Origin of the sequence: Achromobacter marplatensis (assembly GCF_049060505.1) — a bacterium.
In the GTDB taxonomy this organism is placed as follows: Bacteria; Pseudomonadota; Gammaproteobacteria; order Burkholderiales; family Burkholderiaceae_B; genus Achromobacter; species Achromobacter marplatensis_A.
The window spans coordinates 1-16449 of sequence record NZ_JBMGRB010000002.1 but is presented as its reverse complement, the minus strand read 5'-3'; the positions used below and the strand labels follow the sequence as shown (position 1 = coordinate 16449).

Below are 16449 nucleotides of genomic sequence, written 5' to 3'. Positions count from 1 at the left end.
GAGGCCTCGTGCGCTTTTTGCCCGTGAATACCGATGCCCTGCTCGTTGAACTGGACGATCTGGAGCAGACCCTGGCGCTGTTTGCCGCGCTGCAGGCCCAGCCCATCGCCGGCGTAACCGAACTGGTGCCGGCCGCGCGTACCGTGCTGGTGGTGTTTCGGCCCGACACCGTGACGCGCGAGGCGCTGATCGCCGATATTGGCGGCCGCGATACATCCAGCCGCGTCGCGCGCGAAGGCAAACTGATCGAAATTCCCGTGCATTACAACGGCGAAGACCTGGATGAAGTCGCGGCCTTGCTCGGCATCACGCGCCAGGAAGTGGTGCGCCGGCACACCGGCGGCACCTACCGCGTCGCCTTCACCGGGTTCGCGCCGGGTTTCGCTTACCTGAGCGGCGGCGACCCCAGCCTGGATGTGCCCCGGCGCAAGACGCCGCGCACCCGCATTCCCGCCGGCGCGGTGGCGCTGGCCGGTACGTTCAGCGGCGTCTATCCGCAAGCCAGCCCGGGCGGATGGCAGATCCTGGGCGTTACGCCGGTGGCCATGTGGGACCTGTCTCGCGACACGCCGGCGCTACTACAGCCCGGCTATCGCGTCCGCTTCATCGACGCCGGCCCCGCGGCTGCTTCGACGGCTACGCCTTTAGCCGTCATGCGCGCCACGCCAGCCGCGCCCCGGCCAATCAACGACGCCAGCGCGTCGCTTGAAGTGGTGGCGCCTGGCTTGCAAGCCGTCTTCCAGGATCTGGGCCGGCCCGGGCAGGCACGTCAGGGCGTAGCGGCCTCGGGCGCGATGGACCAGGGCGCGCTGCGCGCCGCCAACCGGCTGGTCGGCAACGCGCCCGGGCAGGCCTGCATCGAAATCGTGTACGGCGGCTTTCAGGTCCGCGCCCACGGCGCTTGCGTGGTGGCGGTGACCGGCGCGCAAGGCAAGCTTGCGCTGCAAGACGCCACGGCAGCCGCTTGGACCGTTGCCAGTCACCAGGCCATCGCCTTGAACGATGGCGACACGCTGACTTTGGGACAGCCCGTGGCGGGAATCCGCTACTACCTGGCCGTGCGCGGCGGCTTCGACGTGGCGCCGGTGCTGGGCAGTTGCTCGACCGATACGCTTGCGCACGTCGGGCCCGACGCCTTGGCCGCGGGCGACCGCATCGGCATCCTGCCCGTGGGGCAGGGCGCCATCGTCGGCGCGCCGGAACTACCGGCGGCCGACCTGCCCGCGCAAGACACCGAGGTCGTATTGGACGTCGTATTGGGCCCGCGCACCGACTGGTGCGACGCCGATGCCGTGGCGCTGCTGTCCCATCAGGCCTGGACCGTCACCCCGCAATCCAACCGCGTGGGCATCCGCTTGAACGGTGAACGCCCGCTGCAACGCGCCAACCACGCCGAACTGCCCAGCGAGGGCACGCGCAAAGGGTCGATCCAGGTGCCGGCCAGCGGCCAGCCCGTGCTGTTCCTGGCCGACCACCCGTTGACGGGCGGCTACCCGGTGATCGCATCGGTGGCCCCTTGGCACCTGGACCGCGCGGCCCAAATCCCCATCGGCGCGCGCGTGCGCTTCCATCCCATTTCTGAATTTGTCCCGGTCGACGTGCCCGCCGCGCCGGCCGCAACGCCATAACCTGACTATGCCAGCCATGAAGAAAGTCCTGATCGCCAACCGTGGCGAAATCGCGGTGCGCATCATCCGCGCTTGCGCCGATTACGGCGTGAAATCCGTGGCGGTCTACGCCGACGCCGATTTCGACGCGCTGCACACGCGCCTGGCCGACGAAGCGTTTGGCCTGGAAGGCGACCGCCCGGCCGACACCTATCTCAACATCGAAAAGTTGTTGGCCGTGGCGCGCCGCAGCGGCGCCGATGCCGTGCATCCCGGCTACGGCTTCCTGTCTGAAAGCGCGGGGTTCGCGCGCGCCGTCATCGACGCCGGCCTGAGCTGGATTGGGCCGTCGCCCGACACCATCGAACGGTTGGGCGACAAGGTCCAGGCCCGTAAGATCGCGCTGGCCGTCGGCGCGCCGCTGGTGGCCGGCACGCCTGGCCCGGTCAATGGCGCCGATGAGGTATTGGCGTTTGCGCGCGAACACGGTTTGCCCATCGCCATCAAGGCGGCGTTCGGCGGCGGTGGCCGTGGCTTGAAGGTCGTCTGGCGCATGGAAGACGTGGCCGATCTGTACGAATCCGCCGTGCGCGAAGCCGTCACGGCCTTCGGGCGCGGCGAATGCTATGTGGAGCAGTTCCTGGACCATCCGCGCCATGTCGAAGCGCAGGTGCTGGCCGACAAGCACGGCAAGGTCGTCGTGCTGGGCACCCGCGACTGTTCGTTGCAGCGTCGCAACCAGAAGCTTGTGGAGGAGGCGCCCGCACCGTTCCTCAGCGACGAACAACGCCAGCGCATCCACGCGTCGGCGCGCGACATTTGCGCCCACGCCGGCTACGTCGGCGCCGGCACGGTTGAATTCCTGCTTAGCGCGTCGGGCGCCATCTCGTTCCTGGAGGTGAACACCCGCCTGCAAGTCGAGCACCCCGTCACCGAGGAAACCTGCGGGCTGGACCTCGTGGTCGAGCAACTGCGCATCGCCGACGGCTTGCCGCTGGCGATCGATGCGGCCCCCGCGCCGCGCGGCCATGCCATCGAGTTCCGCATCAACGCCGAAGACGTGGGCCGCGGCTTCCTGCCGTCGCCCGGCCGCATCGCGGCCTTTGCCGCCCCGTCCGGCCCGGGCGTGCGCGTGGACAGTGGCGTGGAATCGGGTTCCACCATTCCGGGCACGTTCGATTCGTTATTGGCCAAACTGATCGTTACCGGCGCCACGCGGGCCCAGGCGATCGCGCGGGCCCGCCGTGCGCTGGCTGAATTCCGCATCGAGGGCGTGGCCTCGGTCCTGCCTTTCCACCGGGCCGTGCTGGATCATGCCGATTTCATTGGTGACGGCGAGGGCTTCAACGTACACACCCGCTGGATCGAGACCGACTTCGCCAATGACCTGGAAGCCGCCGTGCGCCCGGCGCCGTTGGGTGGGGTAAACCTGCACCGCACCGCCGTCGAGATCGATGGCCGACGGGTGTCGCTGGGTCTGCCCGCCGAATTGCTGCGCGGCCTGCAATCAGCAGGCGCGGCAGCAGCGGGTTTGGAGACCGCCGGCGTGGCGGGCGCGCTGGCGCCGGCCAACGCCCACGGCGTCGCGGCGCCCATCGCGGGCACCCTCCAGGCGTGGAACGCCGAAGATGGCGCCACCGTCAAGCAAGGCGACCTGATCGCCACGATGGAAGCCATGAAGATGGAAATGCAGGTGCTGGCGCCTCGCGATGGCGTGCTCAAGCATCAGGCGGCCGCAGGCAAGGCGGTCGCGGCAGGCGCCGAGATCGGGCGCATCGACTAGCACCGGGCGGCGGCATCGCGTGGCGATCGCTCGGTCGCTGTGCATGGCGCATTGAAATGGGGTGCCGCCCGGGGCCAAACCGGTGGCAGGGCGGCAGGGCACGTGCTGCGCAGGGCAGTCCGCACTAAACAAAGTCCGGGCTGGTTCGTCAGGTGGATAGATGCAGATTTTCCGCAAACGGGAATTCTGCCCCCTGGCGCCGCAAGCGCCGTTGTGCTCTGCGAGGTCCCTGACATGAGTTGTTTTGATCGCGAAGGCGCTACATTCCGCGTCCTGGTCAACGAAGAAGAACAGTATTCGATCTGGCCCGACTACAAGGCCATTCCCGCGGGCTGGCGCGATACCGGCACCCAGGGCGACAAGGCGGCCTGCCTGGCCTATGTCGAATCGGTCTGGACCGACATGCGTCCCCGTTCGTTGCGTCGCCACATGGAAGCCCAGACCGCCGGCCAGGCTTGACGATGGTCGCGCCCATTACCCTGCTGTGCCTGCCGTGCGCCGGGGCCAGCGCGACCATGTATCTGCGGTGGCGCCGCCTGCTGCCCGCCTGGATCCGTGTCGAGCCCCTGGAACTGGCGGGGCGCGGCAGCCGCATCGCCGACCCGTTCAGCGCGGGCTTCGAGGCGGCGGTAGACGATGTCTGCGCGCGGGCGCGGCCCTGGCTGTCCGGCCGCTATGCGCTTTACGGCCACAGCATGGGCGCGTTGCTCGCTTACGGCGCGGCCCGGCGCCTCTGCATGCTGGGCCTGCCGCCGCCTCAGCGGCTGATCGCCTCCGGTAGCGCATCGCCGTCGGCCCGCGACAACTCGCGGCTGGCACGCATGCGCGGACAGGCCGATCTTCTGGATGATCTGCGCCGCCAGGGTGGCACGCCCCAAGCCGTGTTCGACGACGCGGAATTGCTGGCCTTGACGCTGGCGGTGCTGGAAGCCGACTACGCGCTGTGCCTCGACTATCGCCATGACGACGCCGCGCAGCTGGCGCTGCCGGTCCACGTGATGGGCGGCCGGCGCGACGACATCGCGCCGGAACGGTTGCGCGCCTGGCAGGACGTGACGCAAGAACCCGCCACGCTGGAGTACTTCGACGGCGGGCACTTCTTCATCCGCGACAGCGAAACCGCCGTGCTGGGCGCAATCGCGGCGCATCTGGACCGGCCGGCGGCAAGCCAGGGAGTCCGTCATGCAAGCCTTGACGCGGCCTGAGGCGGCGCCCGCTGATATCTCGGTGTGGCGGCTGACGGTGGGCCGCGTCGCCGCCGAAGACTGGCGGGTATTGACCCCGCCTGAACAAGCACGCGCGGGGCGGTTCCATCATGATGCCGACCGCGCCCGTTATGTGGGTGCACGAGCCGGCCTGCGCCGTCTGCTGGCCATGCGCCTGGGGCTGGCGCCCGCCCAGGTGCCCTTGTGCGCCGGCAAACACGGCAAGCCGGTTCTGGCGCCGGGCGCTTTCTGCTATTTCAACGTAAGCCACGCGGGCGGTTGCGCGCTGGTGGCGCTTTCGGACTGCCGGGAAGTGGGGGTGGACGTGGAATGCGAGCCAGGCACGATCGACCTGGAATCGCTGGCTGGCCATGCCTTGCTGCCGGCCGAGCGGACGGGCTGGCGAGGGCTGCCGCCGGCCGCGGCGTTCCTGCGCCGCTGGACGGGCAAGGAGGCCGCCTTGAAAGCCTGGGGCGTCGGCGTCGCGCAGCATCTGCTGCAGGTCCAGGTGCAACCGGGGGGGCAGGCCGGACAGATCGCCGTTGCGGCGTCCTGTGCCGACTGGCCGACTTGCGAAGCCTGCGAATTGGCGATGCCCGCCGGTTACGTGGCCGCACTGGCCTGGTTGCCAGCCGTCCGTGATCAAGCCGATCCGGGCGGCGTCATCTTGCCACCGCGCCCCGCGCGCGCTCCAGGAATTCGACCATGAACACTTTTCTGAGCAAGGCCCCCGACGGCAACCTGCTGCCGGTGCTGTATACGCCGACGACGCCGGGACAACCGCTGCTGTCGGCGCTGCCGCTCCTGGCGGACGACCTGTCACGTTCGTTGCGAGACGTGGGCGGCGTGCTGTTGCGTGGTTTCGCCGTGCCATCGGTGGAAGACTTCCGTGCCTTCGCGGCTGGCTTCGGGCATCCGCTCTTAAGCTACGAGTTCGCGTCCACGCCCCGCAGCGCCGTGCAGTCCGGTGTCTACACCTCCACCGAATACCCCGCGCACCAGCATATTCCGCTGCATAACGAGCAAGCCTACACGCGCGAATGGCCGATGAAGATCTGGTTCCACTGCGTCACGGCGTCGCCCGTCGGGGGCGAAACGCCCATTGCCGACAGCCGCGCCGTCTACCGGGACATGCCGGCGCCCATCCGCGAACGCTTCGCCGCCGGCCTGATCTACGAACGCAACTACGGTGAATTCGACGTGCCGTGGCAAAAGGTCTTCAACACCGACAACCGCCACGACGTGGAGGCGTTCTGCCAGCGTGCCCGCATCCAATGCGAATGGAAGCCGGACGGTGACCTGCGCACGCGGCAGCGGTGCCAGGGCGTGGCCACCCATCCCTGGACGCGGGACAGGGTGTGGTTCAACCAGGCGCATTTGTTCCATGTGTCGAACCTGCAACCCGAAGTGCGGGAGTCTCTGGAAGAGGTGCTTGGCATCGAAAACATGCCGCGCAACGTGTACTTCGCCGATGGCCAAGCCATCCCGGATGCGATGTTCGACGCGGTGCGGGCCGTGCTGGATGCGCAAACCGTCATGTTCCCGTGGCAATCGGGCGACGTAATGATGCTTGACAACATGCTGGTGGCGCATGCGCGCACGCCGTTCCAGGGGCCGCGCAAGGTCGTGGTCGCGATGGCCGAATCTCATAGCAACTTCGCCGACTTCTGATGTCGGCGATCTTTCCACAGGTGTATGCAATGCAAGCCTCCGAGATCTCCGCGACGACGCCTCCCGCCACCATCGTGGCGCGCGTCCGCGACCTGGCGCGCAGCCGGCCGGACGATACGGCGCTGACGGTAGTCGACGCCACCGGCGAACGCCGTTACAGCTACGCGGCGCTGGACGCGCGTGCACGCGCGCTGGCCGCCGTGCTGGCCGGCGCCTACGCCGTCAACGACCGCGCGCTTTTGCTGATGGACAACAATGAACACTACGTGACCGGCTTCTTCGCGTGCATGTACGCGGGGCTGATTCCGGTGCCGGTGTTCCCGCCGGAATCCGTGCGGCGCCAGCAATTGGCCCGCGTGGCGGCAATCGCCACTGATTGCGCGGCCAGCTGCGTGTTGACCACGGCCGATCTGCGTGACGCCATTGCGCCGTTCGAAGACCTTTGGGCGGGCGCCGACATGTTGGCCATTGACGGCCCGTTGGAGGCGGCTGGCGCGAACAGCGCGCAATTCGAACCGGACGGTCAGCAGATTGCCTTCCTGCAATACACGTCGGGCTCGACCTCCGCGCCCAAGGGCGTGATGGTCAGCCATGCCAACTTGATGGCGAACGAGGCCGCCATTGCGGAACGTCTGGGCTCCAATCCCGGCGACGTATGGGTATCGTGGCTGCCGCTCTACCACGACATGGGGTTGATCGGCGGTTTGCTGCAACCGCTGTATCGCGGGATTCCTTGCGTGCTGATGTCGCCGCGTTACTTCCTGGAACGGCCGATGCGGTGGCCGGAAGCGGTCGCCGCCTATGGTGGCACGCACAGTGGCGGCCCCGACTTTTCCTATCGCTTGTGCCTGGAACGCGCCAAGCCCGAACGCCTGGCGCAGCTGGATCTGTCGCGTTGGCGCGTGGCGTTTTCGGGCGCCGAGCCCGTTCGGCACGACACGCTGCGCGACTTCCTGGCGACCTTCGCCCCGGCCGGTCTGGCCACCGGCGCGGTCTATCCCTGCTACGGACTGGCCGAGGCCACGCTGCTGGTGACGGGCGGGATCAGCGGTGGGGGCATGACGGCCACCGGCTTCGACCCCGCGCTGCTGGCTGCGGGCCAGGTGTCGCCGGCGCAAGAAGGCGGCAAGCTGGTGGCGTGCGGCACGGTGCCCCGCCATCACACCGTGCGCATCGTGGACCCGGATTCGCTTGCCGATGCAGGCGATGGCCGCATCGGCGAAATCTGGGTGCATGGGCCCAGCGTGGCGCAGGGGTATTGGAACCGGCCCGACGCCACGGCCGAGACCTTCGTGGAACAACGCGGCCGGCGCTGGCTGCGGACTGGCGACCTGGGCTTCTTCCACGCCGGCCAGCTGCATATCGCGGGCCGGCGCAAAGACCTGATCATTGTGCGCGGGCATAACCTGTATCCGCAGGACGTCGAGCGCGCGGTGGAAGCCGAAGTCGAGGCCGTCCGCAAGGGCCGCGTGGCCGCGTTCTCGGTACAGGGCGCACAAGGCGAGGGCATCGGCGTGGCCGCCGAAGTGTCGCGGGGGCTGCAAAAGCTGGTGCCGCCCGAGGCGCTTCGCGATGCGATCAGCCAGGCCGTAGGCGCCGCTTGCGGCGAACCGGCCAGCGTCGTCGTTCTGCTGAATCCGGGCGGGCTTCCGAAGACCTCAAGCGGGAAACTGCAGCGTTCGGCCTGCCGCGACGGCTGGCGCACGGGCGAGCTGGACGCCTATGCGGTCTTCGATCACGGGACGCGCCGCGATGCCGCTGGCACCCCGTCGCCCGCGCCGGCAGGCCTGGAAGATCCGGACGCGCAGGCGCTGGCCGCGATCTGGCGCGATGCGTTTGGCGGCAGTCTGCCCGACGCGCAAGCGAATTTTTTCTCTTGCGGCGGCAATTCGCTGGCCGCCGTGCAGGTGGCCGCGGCCATTTCCAGCCGCTGGAACATCGCGGCGTCTCCCCGATTGGTATTTGATTATCCGGCGCTTTCCGGCTGCGCCGCACGCATCCGTGAACTGGCCGGGAACGCTCGGGCCGGCGACGCCGCGAACGCGACGGGCCAGGTACCGGTGGCCGCGGTCGCCCGGGGTGAAGGCGCGGTGCCGCTGTCTTCCGCGCAATTGCGCCAGTGGTTCCTGTGGCAGCTGGATCGCGCCAGCAATGCCTATCACGTCGGCCGGGCGTTGCGGCTATCCGGTCCTTTGGACGGCCCGGGCCTGGCTCAGGCAATGGAAACGTTGATCCGCCGGCACGAGGCCCTGCGTATGCGCTTCCGGATACTGGAAGATGGCACGCCGGTGCAGCAGCCCATCGATTTGGACGCGCCACCTGGGGACGACCCTGCGCCGTCCACGGTCGTGCGCATGCGGGACCTGCGCCAGGATGATCCGGCGGCCGCCCGCGCGCAGGCCGATGCCATCGTCCGCCAGGCGTTCAACACGCCATTCGACCTGGAACGCGCGCTACCGTTGCGCGCCGAGCTGCTGCGCGTGGACGACGACGAACATATGCTGGTCCTCGTCGCGCACCATATCGTGGCCGACGCGGTGTCGATGCGTGTGCTGTTCGAGGAATTGGGCGCGTTGATGGAAGGCCGGACGCTTGCGCCCGTGACGCTGGAGTTTGCCGATTACGCCGCGTGGCAACGGGCGCAGCTGGAGGCCGGCCGCTGGGACGCGCAGCGTGAAGATTGGGTCCGTTTGTTGGGCGGTGAACAACCGACCCTGGAACTGGCGACTGATCGGCCGCGCACGGCGGAAGGCCGTTACCAGGCCGCCCGCTGCGAGGTCGAGATTGCGCCGGACCTGTCGGCGCGGGTACAGATGGCCGCGCGCGAGGCGCGGTGCTCGGCCTTCATGCAGTGGCTTGCCGCGTTTCAGGCCGTGCTGTATCGCTATACCGGCCAGACCGATGTTCGTGTCGGCGTGGCGGCAGCCAACCGGCCTCTGCCGGCGCTGGCTCGCACGGTGGGCTTTTTTGTGAACACCCAGGTGCTGCGTGGCTGCGTGCACGGCAGGATGTCGTTGCGCGAGGTGGCCGCGCAAGCGCGTGAAACCGTGTTGGACGCGCAAGCGCGCCAAGACTATCCGTTCGATGGCGTGGTGGACGCGATCGCGCCTGAACGTGGCGTGGGCCAAAGCCCGCTGTTTCAGGTCATGATGAACCATCTGCGCGAGGACGCGGGTGCGCCGCTAACACTGCCTGGCGTGCAAGCCACCGCACTGCCGTTGCCGGAGAGCGCCGCGCAGTTTGAATTGACGCTGGAAACCCGGGAAGGCCAGGATGGCGCGCTGGCGGCTACCCTGATTTACGCCCGTGACTTGTTCGATGCCGAGACCATGCGGGCCTTCTCCAAGGCGCTTGTGAAGGTGCTGGGCCAATTGGCGGATACGCCGGACGTGGCGCTGGATGCGCTTGACGTGCTGGACGACGGCGTTCGGGATGCGCTGCTGGCGGCCGGGACCGGCGCCTGGAGGCCACGCGCCTTTACGCCCGTGCATCGCCTGATCGAAGGCCACGCCGCCCAGATGCCGCATTCGCCGGCGTTGATCGCGGGCGCCGAAACACTTACCTACGCACAATTGAACGAAAGGGCGAACCGGCTGGCGCATCTGCTGATCGCGAATGGCGTGGGCGCGGAGGTCGCGGTGGGCATCGCGCTGGACCGTGGCGCGGCCATGATCGTGGCCATGTTGGCCGTGCTGAAGGCGGGTGGCGTCTATGTGCCGCTGGACCCCGGCTACCCGGCGGCGCGTCTGGCGCACATGGTGCAGGACAGTGGGCTGCGCTGGGTGCTGTCGCAAGAATCCGTGCGGGACAGGCTGACGCTGCCTCAGGGGGTGCGTTGCCTGTCGTTGGACGGCGGCGGTGTTGACCGCCCGCCGGCGCACAATCCCGACCGCGACATCCATCCCGGACAATTGGCGTATCTGATCTATACGTCGGGTTCCACTGGGTTGCCAAAAGGCGTAGCGGTGTCGCATGGTCCGCTTTCCATGCATATCCAGGCGATCGGGGCGCTGTACGGCATGACGCCGGAAGATCGCGAACTGCAATTCGCGTCGATCAACTTTGACGGTGCGCACGAACGTTGGCTGACGCCCCTGGCGTTCGGCGGCGTCTTGATCCCGCGCGACGATGAACTCTGGTCCGTTGAGCGCAGTTGCGCCGAGATCGCCCGCCATGGCGTCACGATCGCGTGCTTTACGCCCAGCTACCTGCACCAGTTGGCGGAGTCCCAGGGCCAGGCGGCGGCCGCGCTGCCGATCCGTTCCTACACCGTCGGCGGCGAAGCCACGTCGCGCGCCACGCTGGCGCTGATTCAAAACACGCTGCGGCCCCCGCGCGTGATCAACGGCTACGGACCGACCGAAGCCGTCATTACGCCACTGATTGCCAAGGCGTATCCGGACACGCCCAATGACGCGGCCTACATGCCCATCGGCCAACCGGTGGGCGACCGGCGCGCCTATGTGCTGGACGCCGATCTGAACCTGCTGCCGCCGGGCGCGGCGGGCGAGCTCTACCTGGGCGGCGAGGGTTTGGCGCGCGGCTATCTGAACCGCGCCGGGCTGACCGCGGAACGCTTCGTGGCCGATCCCTTCCAGGGAGGCGGCGCGCGCATGTACCGCAGCGGCGACTTGGCGCGTTGGGGCGTGCACGGCCAGATCGAATACCTGGGACGCGTGGACCACCAAGTGAAGGTCCGCGGCTACCGGATCGAACTGGGCGAAGTCGAAACACAGTTGCTGGCCCAGCCTGGCGTGGGCCAGGCCGTGGCCGTGGCCACCGGCGGCCAGGCCGGTGCCGCCCGACGCCTGCTGGCTTATGTGGCGCCGGCCGTTGGGGCCGCCTTGGATGCCGACGCGTTGAGGTCAGCGCTTGCTCGCGTGCTGCCCGACTACATGGTGCCGGCGCGCGTGCTGGTGCTGCCAGCGCTGCCGTTGAACGCCGCGGGCAAGGTCGACCGCCTGGCGTTGCCCGAAGCCCCCGCGCTGCAAAGCGCGTCGTTCACCGCGCCCAAACCGGGACTGGAAACCGCGCTGGCGGCCATTTGGGCCAAGGCGCTGGGCGTGAAGACCATCGGACGCGACGACAATTTCTTCGAGCTGGGCGGGGATTCCATCCTGACGCTGAAGGTAGTGGCGCTGGCGCGGCAAGCCGGGCTGGTCCTGAGCCCCAAGCAATTGCTGCAACAGCAGACGCTGGCCGCCCTGGCGCCCGGCGTGTTGACGTTGGACGACGCGGCAGTGGCCGCAGCGCCCGCGGCGCCCGCCGCCGCCACGCGTCTGGCGCGCGAGCGTCTGGCTCAATTACCGGTTCCCGCGGAAGACATCGAAGACGCGTATCCGCTGAGTCCCATGCAGCACGGCATGCTGCTGCACACATTGCGCAATCCGAATTCGGGCATCTACGTGATGCAGGACCGGTATCGCGTCGACGGCGAGCTGGACGAGGATGCTTTCGAATGGGCGTGGCGGCGCGTGGTGGAAAACCATCCGGCGCTGCGTGCGACCTTCCATTGGCAATGGGCGCATGAACCCGTGCAGGTGATCCGGCGCGCCGTGATGCTGCCGGTGCAACGCCTGGATCTGCGCGAATCAGGCTACGAGGCCGCGGTGGCGCGGTACGAGTCCCTGCTGCACGAAGAACTGCGGACGGGACTGCCGCTGGAGCAGGCCCCGTTGCTGAGACTGCGCGTGGCCCGCGTGGCCGACCGGGAATACCGGTGGGCGCTGAGCTTTCACCACATGTTGATGGACGCCTGGTGCCTGTCGCTGTTGTTGACGGATTTCTTTGACAATTACGACGCGCGCCGCGCCGGCTACGAGCCCGTGCGTCCGCCCAGCCGCCCGCATCGCGATTTTATCGACTGGCTGCAGGCGCGCGACATCGACGCCGCCCGCCGCTATTGGAGCGACGCGTTGGCCGGTTTCGGCGCAGTGACACCGCTGCCGGGGCTGCGCGCCGCGACGGCGGGCGAAGTGTCGTCAATGGTTGATCTGACCAGCACGTTGAGCGAGGCGCAGACCACGCAACTGCAGCGCGTCGCGCAGCAATGCCGCGTCACGCCCAATACCGTGATCCAGGCGGCATGGGCGCTGACGTTGGCGCGCCATGCCGGCCAGGACGAGGTGCTTTATGGCGTAACCGTGGCCGGGCGCCCGACCGAGATGGCGCAGGCGCAGCAGACGATCGGCATATTCATCAATACGATTCCGATGCGCGTGCGCTTGCCGGCGGGCGGGGCAATGTCGGCAGCGCAATGGATGCGCGCACTGCTGGACCAGAATGCCGATATGCGGGCGCACGAGCATTTGTCGCTGGCCGAGGTGCAAGGGTTCAGCGAGGTGGCGCCGGGCCAACCGCTGTTCGACAGCCTGGTGGTGTTCGAAAATGCGCCCATCGCCGGATCGGTATTCGACCGCGCCGAGCGCATGGGACTGCGTTCGCTGGGGATGCGCACGCACACCAATTACCCATTGACGGTGGTCCTGCTGCCGGGGCCGCGCCTGGCGCTGCAACTGACCTACGACACCCGCCGGCTGGACGCGCAGGCCGTGGCCGCCATGCTGGCCACCTTCCGCGCCAATGTCGAAGGCCTGATGGCGACGCCCGACGCGCCCGTCGCGTCCCTGATGGCGCCGTCGCCTGCCCAACGGGATCGCCTGCTTGCCGCGGGCCGGGGCCGCCTGGCGGACTATTCCTTCGACGCCGGCTATGTGCGCTTGTTCGAAGCCCAGGCCGCCCACCGCAACGGCATCGCGGTGCGGTGCGGCCAGGATGCCGTCAGCTATCCCGAGCTGAACCGGCGCGCCAACCGCATCGGCCAGGCCTTGATCGAACGTGGCGTGCGCGCCGATGACGTCGTGGCCGTGTATTGCGAGCGGGGCGTGAATTTTATCGCCTCGGCCGTGGGTGCGTTCAAGGCGGGCGCGGCCTACCTTGGGCTGGATGTGCGCCTGCCGCCGCAGCGCGTGGCGTCCATCCTCGGCCAGAGCGGCGCGAAAGTGGTGCTGGTCGGCACGGCGGAGGCGCCGCTTCTGGATGCCGCGCTGGCGCTGGTGCCGAACGCCCCGCGTGTGTTGTGGGCGGAAGAAGCGCTGGCTGGCCCGGCGCGCGGGCGCGGACAGGAACCCGGCAACCCCGGACGCCATGCGCACCCGGACCAGGCCGCCTACCTGATCTTCACGTCCGGCTCCACGGGCGAACCCAAGGGCGTGGTGGTCACGCACCGGGGCATGCTGAACAACCAGTTGAGCAAAGTGCCCGCGCTGGGGTTGGACGAGCACGCTGTCATCGGACAGACGGCGGCTCCCAGTTTCGATATTTCTGTGTGGCAGATGTTGGCGGGCCTGCTGTGCGGCGCCACCGTCGAGGTGGTGCCGGACGACACGGCACGCGACCCCGTCGCGCTGTTGCGCCATGCACAGGCGCGCGGCATCACGGTGCTGGAAAGCGTGCCAACCCTGATCCGGGGAATGTTGGCCGCCGAACCCGTGGCGCTGCCGGCGCTGCGCTGGATGCTTCCCACGGGCGAAGCCACGCCGCTGTCGTTGGCGCGCGACTGGCTGCGGCGCTATCCCGCCGTACCGCTGGTCAATGCATACGGCCCGGCCGAATGCGCCGACGACGTCGCCTTCTTTACCTTGCGACCGGGCGACGCGGAGCCCGGTCCGGGGTTGCCTATCGGCACGGCCGCCGACAATACGCGGCTGATGGTGCTGGATGGCGAACTGAACCCCGTGCCGCCGGGCGTCGTCGGCGAAATCTATATCGCCGGCGTGGGCGTGGGGCGCGGCTACAAGCGCCGGCCGGACCTGACCGCCGAACGCTTCCTGCCCGACCTGCATGGCGAAGAAGCGGGCGGGCGCATGTATCGCAGCGGAGACCTTGGGCGCATGCGGCCCGATGGCGTGTTGGAGTACGCCGGGCGGGCCGATCATCAGGTCAAGGTGCGCGGGTATCGCGTCGAACTGGGCGAGATCGAAGCGCGCCTGGCGGCGTTGCCGGAAGTCGGCGAAGCCGCCGTCCAGGCGATCCACGACGGCCATGGCGCTCGTCTGGTCGGCTATGTCGCGCCGGCTGCCGGATGGCAACCGGCCGAGGGCGCGCAGGCGTGGCGCGAGGCGCTGCGCGCGGCCCTGGCCCGCGATCTGCCCGACTACATGATCCCCGGGGTGTGGGTGCGGCTGGACGCCTTGCCGCGCAACCGCAACGGCAAGCTTGATCGCAAGGCGCTGCCCGCGCCAGATTTGAACGAAACGGCCCGCGAGTATGTGCCGCCACGCGAGGGCCTGGAGGCGCAGCTGGCGCTGATCTGGTCGGACGTGCTGGGCGTGCAGCGGGTAGGGCGCCTGGACAACTTCTTCGAGCTGGGCGGCCATTCGCTGATGGTCATGCAGGTCACGGCGCGGATACAAGCAGGCCTGGGCCGGCAGGCGCCCATCAATGCCCTGTTCGAGCACCAGACACTGGCGGCGTTCGCTGGGCATCTGCAGGACGCAGGCGGCGCGGCGGACACGCAGGCGCTGGACGCCCTGGACGCCTTCATGGATACGTTGGAGAACCACTGATGTCGAACGCCTCGCTTGCGCGCATTGCCGCGCGCTTCGCAACCCTGGGGCTGGCGGAACGCCAGGCGGTCTATGGCAGGCTGCGCGAGCAAGGGCTGTCGCCAGGGCAATTCCCTATCGTGCCGGCCAGCGCCGCCGAGCGTGGCGGGCTGTCGCCTGCGCAGCAGCGGCAATGGTTCCTGTGGCGGCTTGCGCCGGACTCCACCGCTTACCATATCTCGGGCGGGCTGCGTCTGCGCGGCGACCTCGATGTGGCCGCGTTGCAAACCGCGCTTGATGCCTTGGCGCAACGGCACGCGGCCCTGCGCACCCGTTTCGAACTAGATGCGCACGGGGCGCCCGTGCAGCGCGTCCTTGATGCCGGCGCGCTGCCGCTGGAGCGGATCGACTTGGCCGTGCCGGCCAGCGGCGATCGCGAGGCGGCGTTCGCGCAGGCCGCCGGCGGGCTGAATGGCCGTGCTTTCGACTTGCTTTCGGGGCCGCTTGCGCGCTTTGCCCTGCTGCGCGCCGCGAAGGACGACCATGTGCTGGTCGGCGTGCTGCATCATATCGTGGCGGATGGCTGGTCCATGCAGGTGCTGCTGGACGAACTGGCCGCCTGCTACCGCGCGGCGCTAGAGAACGCGCCCGTGGCGCTTGCCCCCTTGCTCGTCGACTACGCCGATTACGCCGCCTGGCAGCGCAGTTGGCTGGCGGCCGGTGAAGAGGCGCGCCAATTGGAGTATTGGCGCGCGCAGCTGGGCGGCGAAGAACCCTGGCTGCAATTGCCGGTTGACGGCATGCGCGGGTCGGACAACGTTTTTCGCGCGGGCCGGCAGCAGATCGTGCTGCCGGCGGGCATGCCAGAGCGCCTGCGCCGCGCGTGCCAGCGGGAAGGCTGCACACTGTTTAGCGTGTTGCTCGGGGCGTTTCAGGTGCTGTTGCACCGCGAGAGCGGGCTGGACGACATTCGCGTCGGCGTGCCCACCGCCAATCGCGGCCGTCAAGACACGGCGGGCCTGGTCGGCTTGTTCGTCAACACCCAGGTGTTGCGCAATGTCCTGTCCGGGGCCGACACGCTGGCCGAGGCCGTGGCGCGTGCCAGCGACGCCATGATCCAGGCGCAAGCGCATGGCGAGTTGCCCTTGGACCGCATCGTCGACGCCCTGCAACTGGCCCGATCCGCGCAGCGCAATCCGCTATTCCAGGTCATGGCCAACCATTTGCGCGACGACTACGACGCGCTGGCTGCGTTGCCAGGCCTGACCCTGACGCCGTTTGCCGTGCCCTTGGACGACACACCGTTCGAATTGACGTTGGAAACGCGTGAGGACACGGCCGGCGGTCTGACCGCCAGCGTGATCTACGCCGCCGACTTGTTCAGCGTCGAGCGCATGGCGCGGCTTGCCCGGCGCTACGTGCGCGTGTTAAGCGGCTGGCTGGATGCGCCCGGGACACGCGTAGCGGAACTGCCGTGGCTGGAAGCTGAAGACGAACGCGAACTGCTGGCGCAAGGCGACGGCGGCGCGGCGCGCAGGGTGCCGAGCGTGCCGGAGCAGCTGGCGGCGCAGGCGGCGGCCACGCCCGACGCGCCGGCGTTGGCGATGGGCGGTGTCAGCCTGCGCTACGCGGAACTG

Annotated in this window: 8 protein-coding genes; all 8 read left to right on the top strand. The window is 68.7% G+C overall.

The window, feature by feature from the left end:
- The first annotated feature begins 8 nt into the window (after positions 1-8).
- Positions 9-1628 carry a 5-oxoprolinase/urea amidolyase family protein gene (locus tag ACI0FO_RS04940; protein WP_416024598.1) on the top strand — a complete coding sequence of 540 codons (1620 nt, stop codon included), beginning with the start codon at positions 9-11 and terminating at the stop codon, positions 1626-1628.
- A 16-nt stretch (positions 1629-1644) separates the two neighbouring features.
- On the top strand, positions 1645-3390 hold the full coding sequence (locus ACI0FO_RS04935; RefSeq protein ID WP_416024596.1) for an acetyl/propionyl/methylcrotonyl-CoA carboxylase subunit alpha: 1746 nt from the start codon (positions 1645-1647) through the stop codon (positions 3388-3390).
- Positions 3391-3624: 234 nt separating this feature from the next.
- Positions 3625-3849, top strand: a complete 225-nt coding sequence (locus tag ACI0FO_RS04930) for an MbtH family protein (protein ID WP_416024595.1) — start codon at positions 3625-3627, stop codon at positions 3847-3849.
- A 2-nt stretch (positions 3850-3851) separates the two neighbouring features.
- On the top strand, positions 3852-4595 hold the full coding sequence (locus tag ACI0FO_RS04925) for a thioesterase II family protein (protein WP_416024594.1): 744 nt from the start codon (positions 3852-3854) through the stop codon (positions 4593-4595).
- Positions 4573-5304 carry a 4'-phosphopantetheinyl transferase family protein gene (locus ACI0FO_RS04920; RefSeq protein WP_416024592.1) on the top strand — a complete coding sequence of 244 codons (732 nt, stop codon included), beginning with the start codon at positions 4573-4575 and terminating at the stop codon, positions 5302-5304. The genes ACI0FO_RS04925 and ACI0FO_RS04920 overlap by 23 nt, the downstream gene beginning before the upstream one ends.
- Positions 5301-6266, top strand: coding sequence for a TauD/TfdA family dioxygenase (locus ACI0FO_RS04915; protein WP_416024590.1), 966 nt, complete (start codon positions 5301-5303; stop codon positions 6264-6266). The genes ACI0FO_RS04920 and ACI0FO_RS04915 overlap by 4 nt, the downstream gene beginning before the upstream one ends.
- Positions 6267-6295: 29 nt before the next feature.
- Complete coding sequence (locus ACI0FO_RS04910) at positions 6296-14833, top strand: amino acid adenylation domain-containing protein (protein ID WP_416024588.1); 8538 nt, start codon at positions 6296-6298, stop codon at positions 14831-14833.
- Positions 14833-16449 (top strand): condensation domain-containing protein (locus ACI0FO_RS04905; RefSeq protein ID WP_416024586.1); only part of this gene is annotated, 1617 nt, incomplete at its 3' end. The genes ACI0FO_RS04910 and ACI0FO_RS04905, both read left to right, overlap by 1 nt.

Excerpts from the sequence above, each read along its gene's own strand:
- ACI0FO_RS04930 (WP_416024595.1), top strand. The coding sequence starts at position 3,625 with ATGAGTTGTTTTGATCGCGAAGGCGCTACATTCCGCGTCCTGGTCAAC.
- ACI0FO_RS04910 (WP_416024588.1), top strand. The coding sequence starts at position 6,296 with ATGCAAGCCTCCGAGATCTCCGCGACGACGCCTCCCGCCACCATCGTG.
- ACI0FO_RS04925 (WP_416024594.1), top strand. The coding sequence starts at position 3,852 with ATGGTCGCGCCCATTACCCTGCTGTGCCTGCCGTGCGCCGGGGCCAGC.
- ACI0FO_RS04935 (WP_416024596.1), top strand. The coding sequence starts at position 1,645 with ATGAAGAAAGTCCTGATCGCCAACCGTGGCGAAATCGCGGTGCGCATC.
- ACI0FO_RS04920 (WP_416024592.1), top strand. The coding sequence starts at position 4,573 with ATGCAAGCCTTGACGCGGCCTGAGGCGGCGCCCGCTGATATCTCGGTG.
- ACI0FO_RS04915 (WP_416024590.1), top strand. The coding sequence starts at position 5,301 with ATGAACACTTTTCTGAGCAAGGCCCCCGACGGCAACCTGCTGCCGGTG.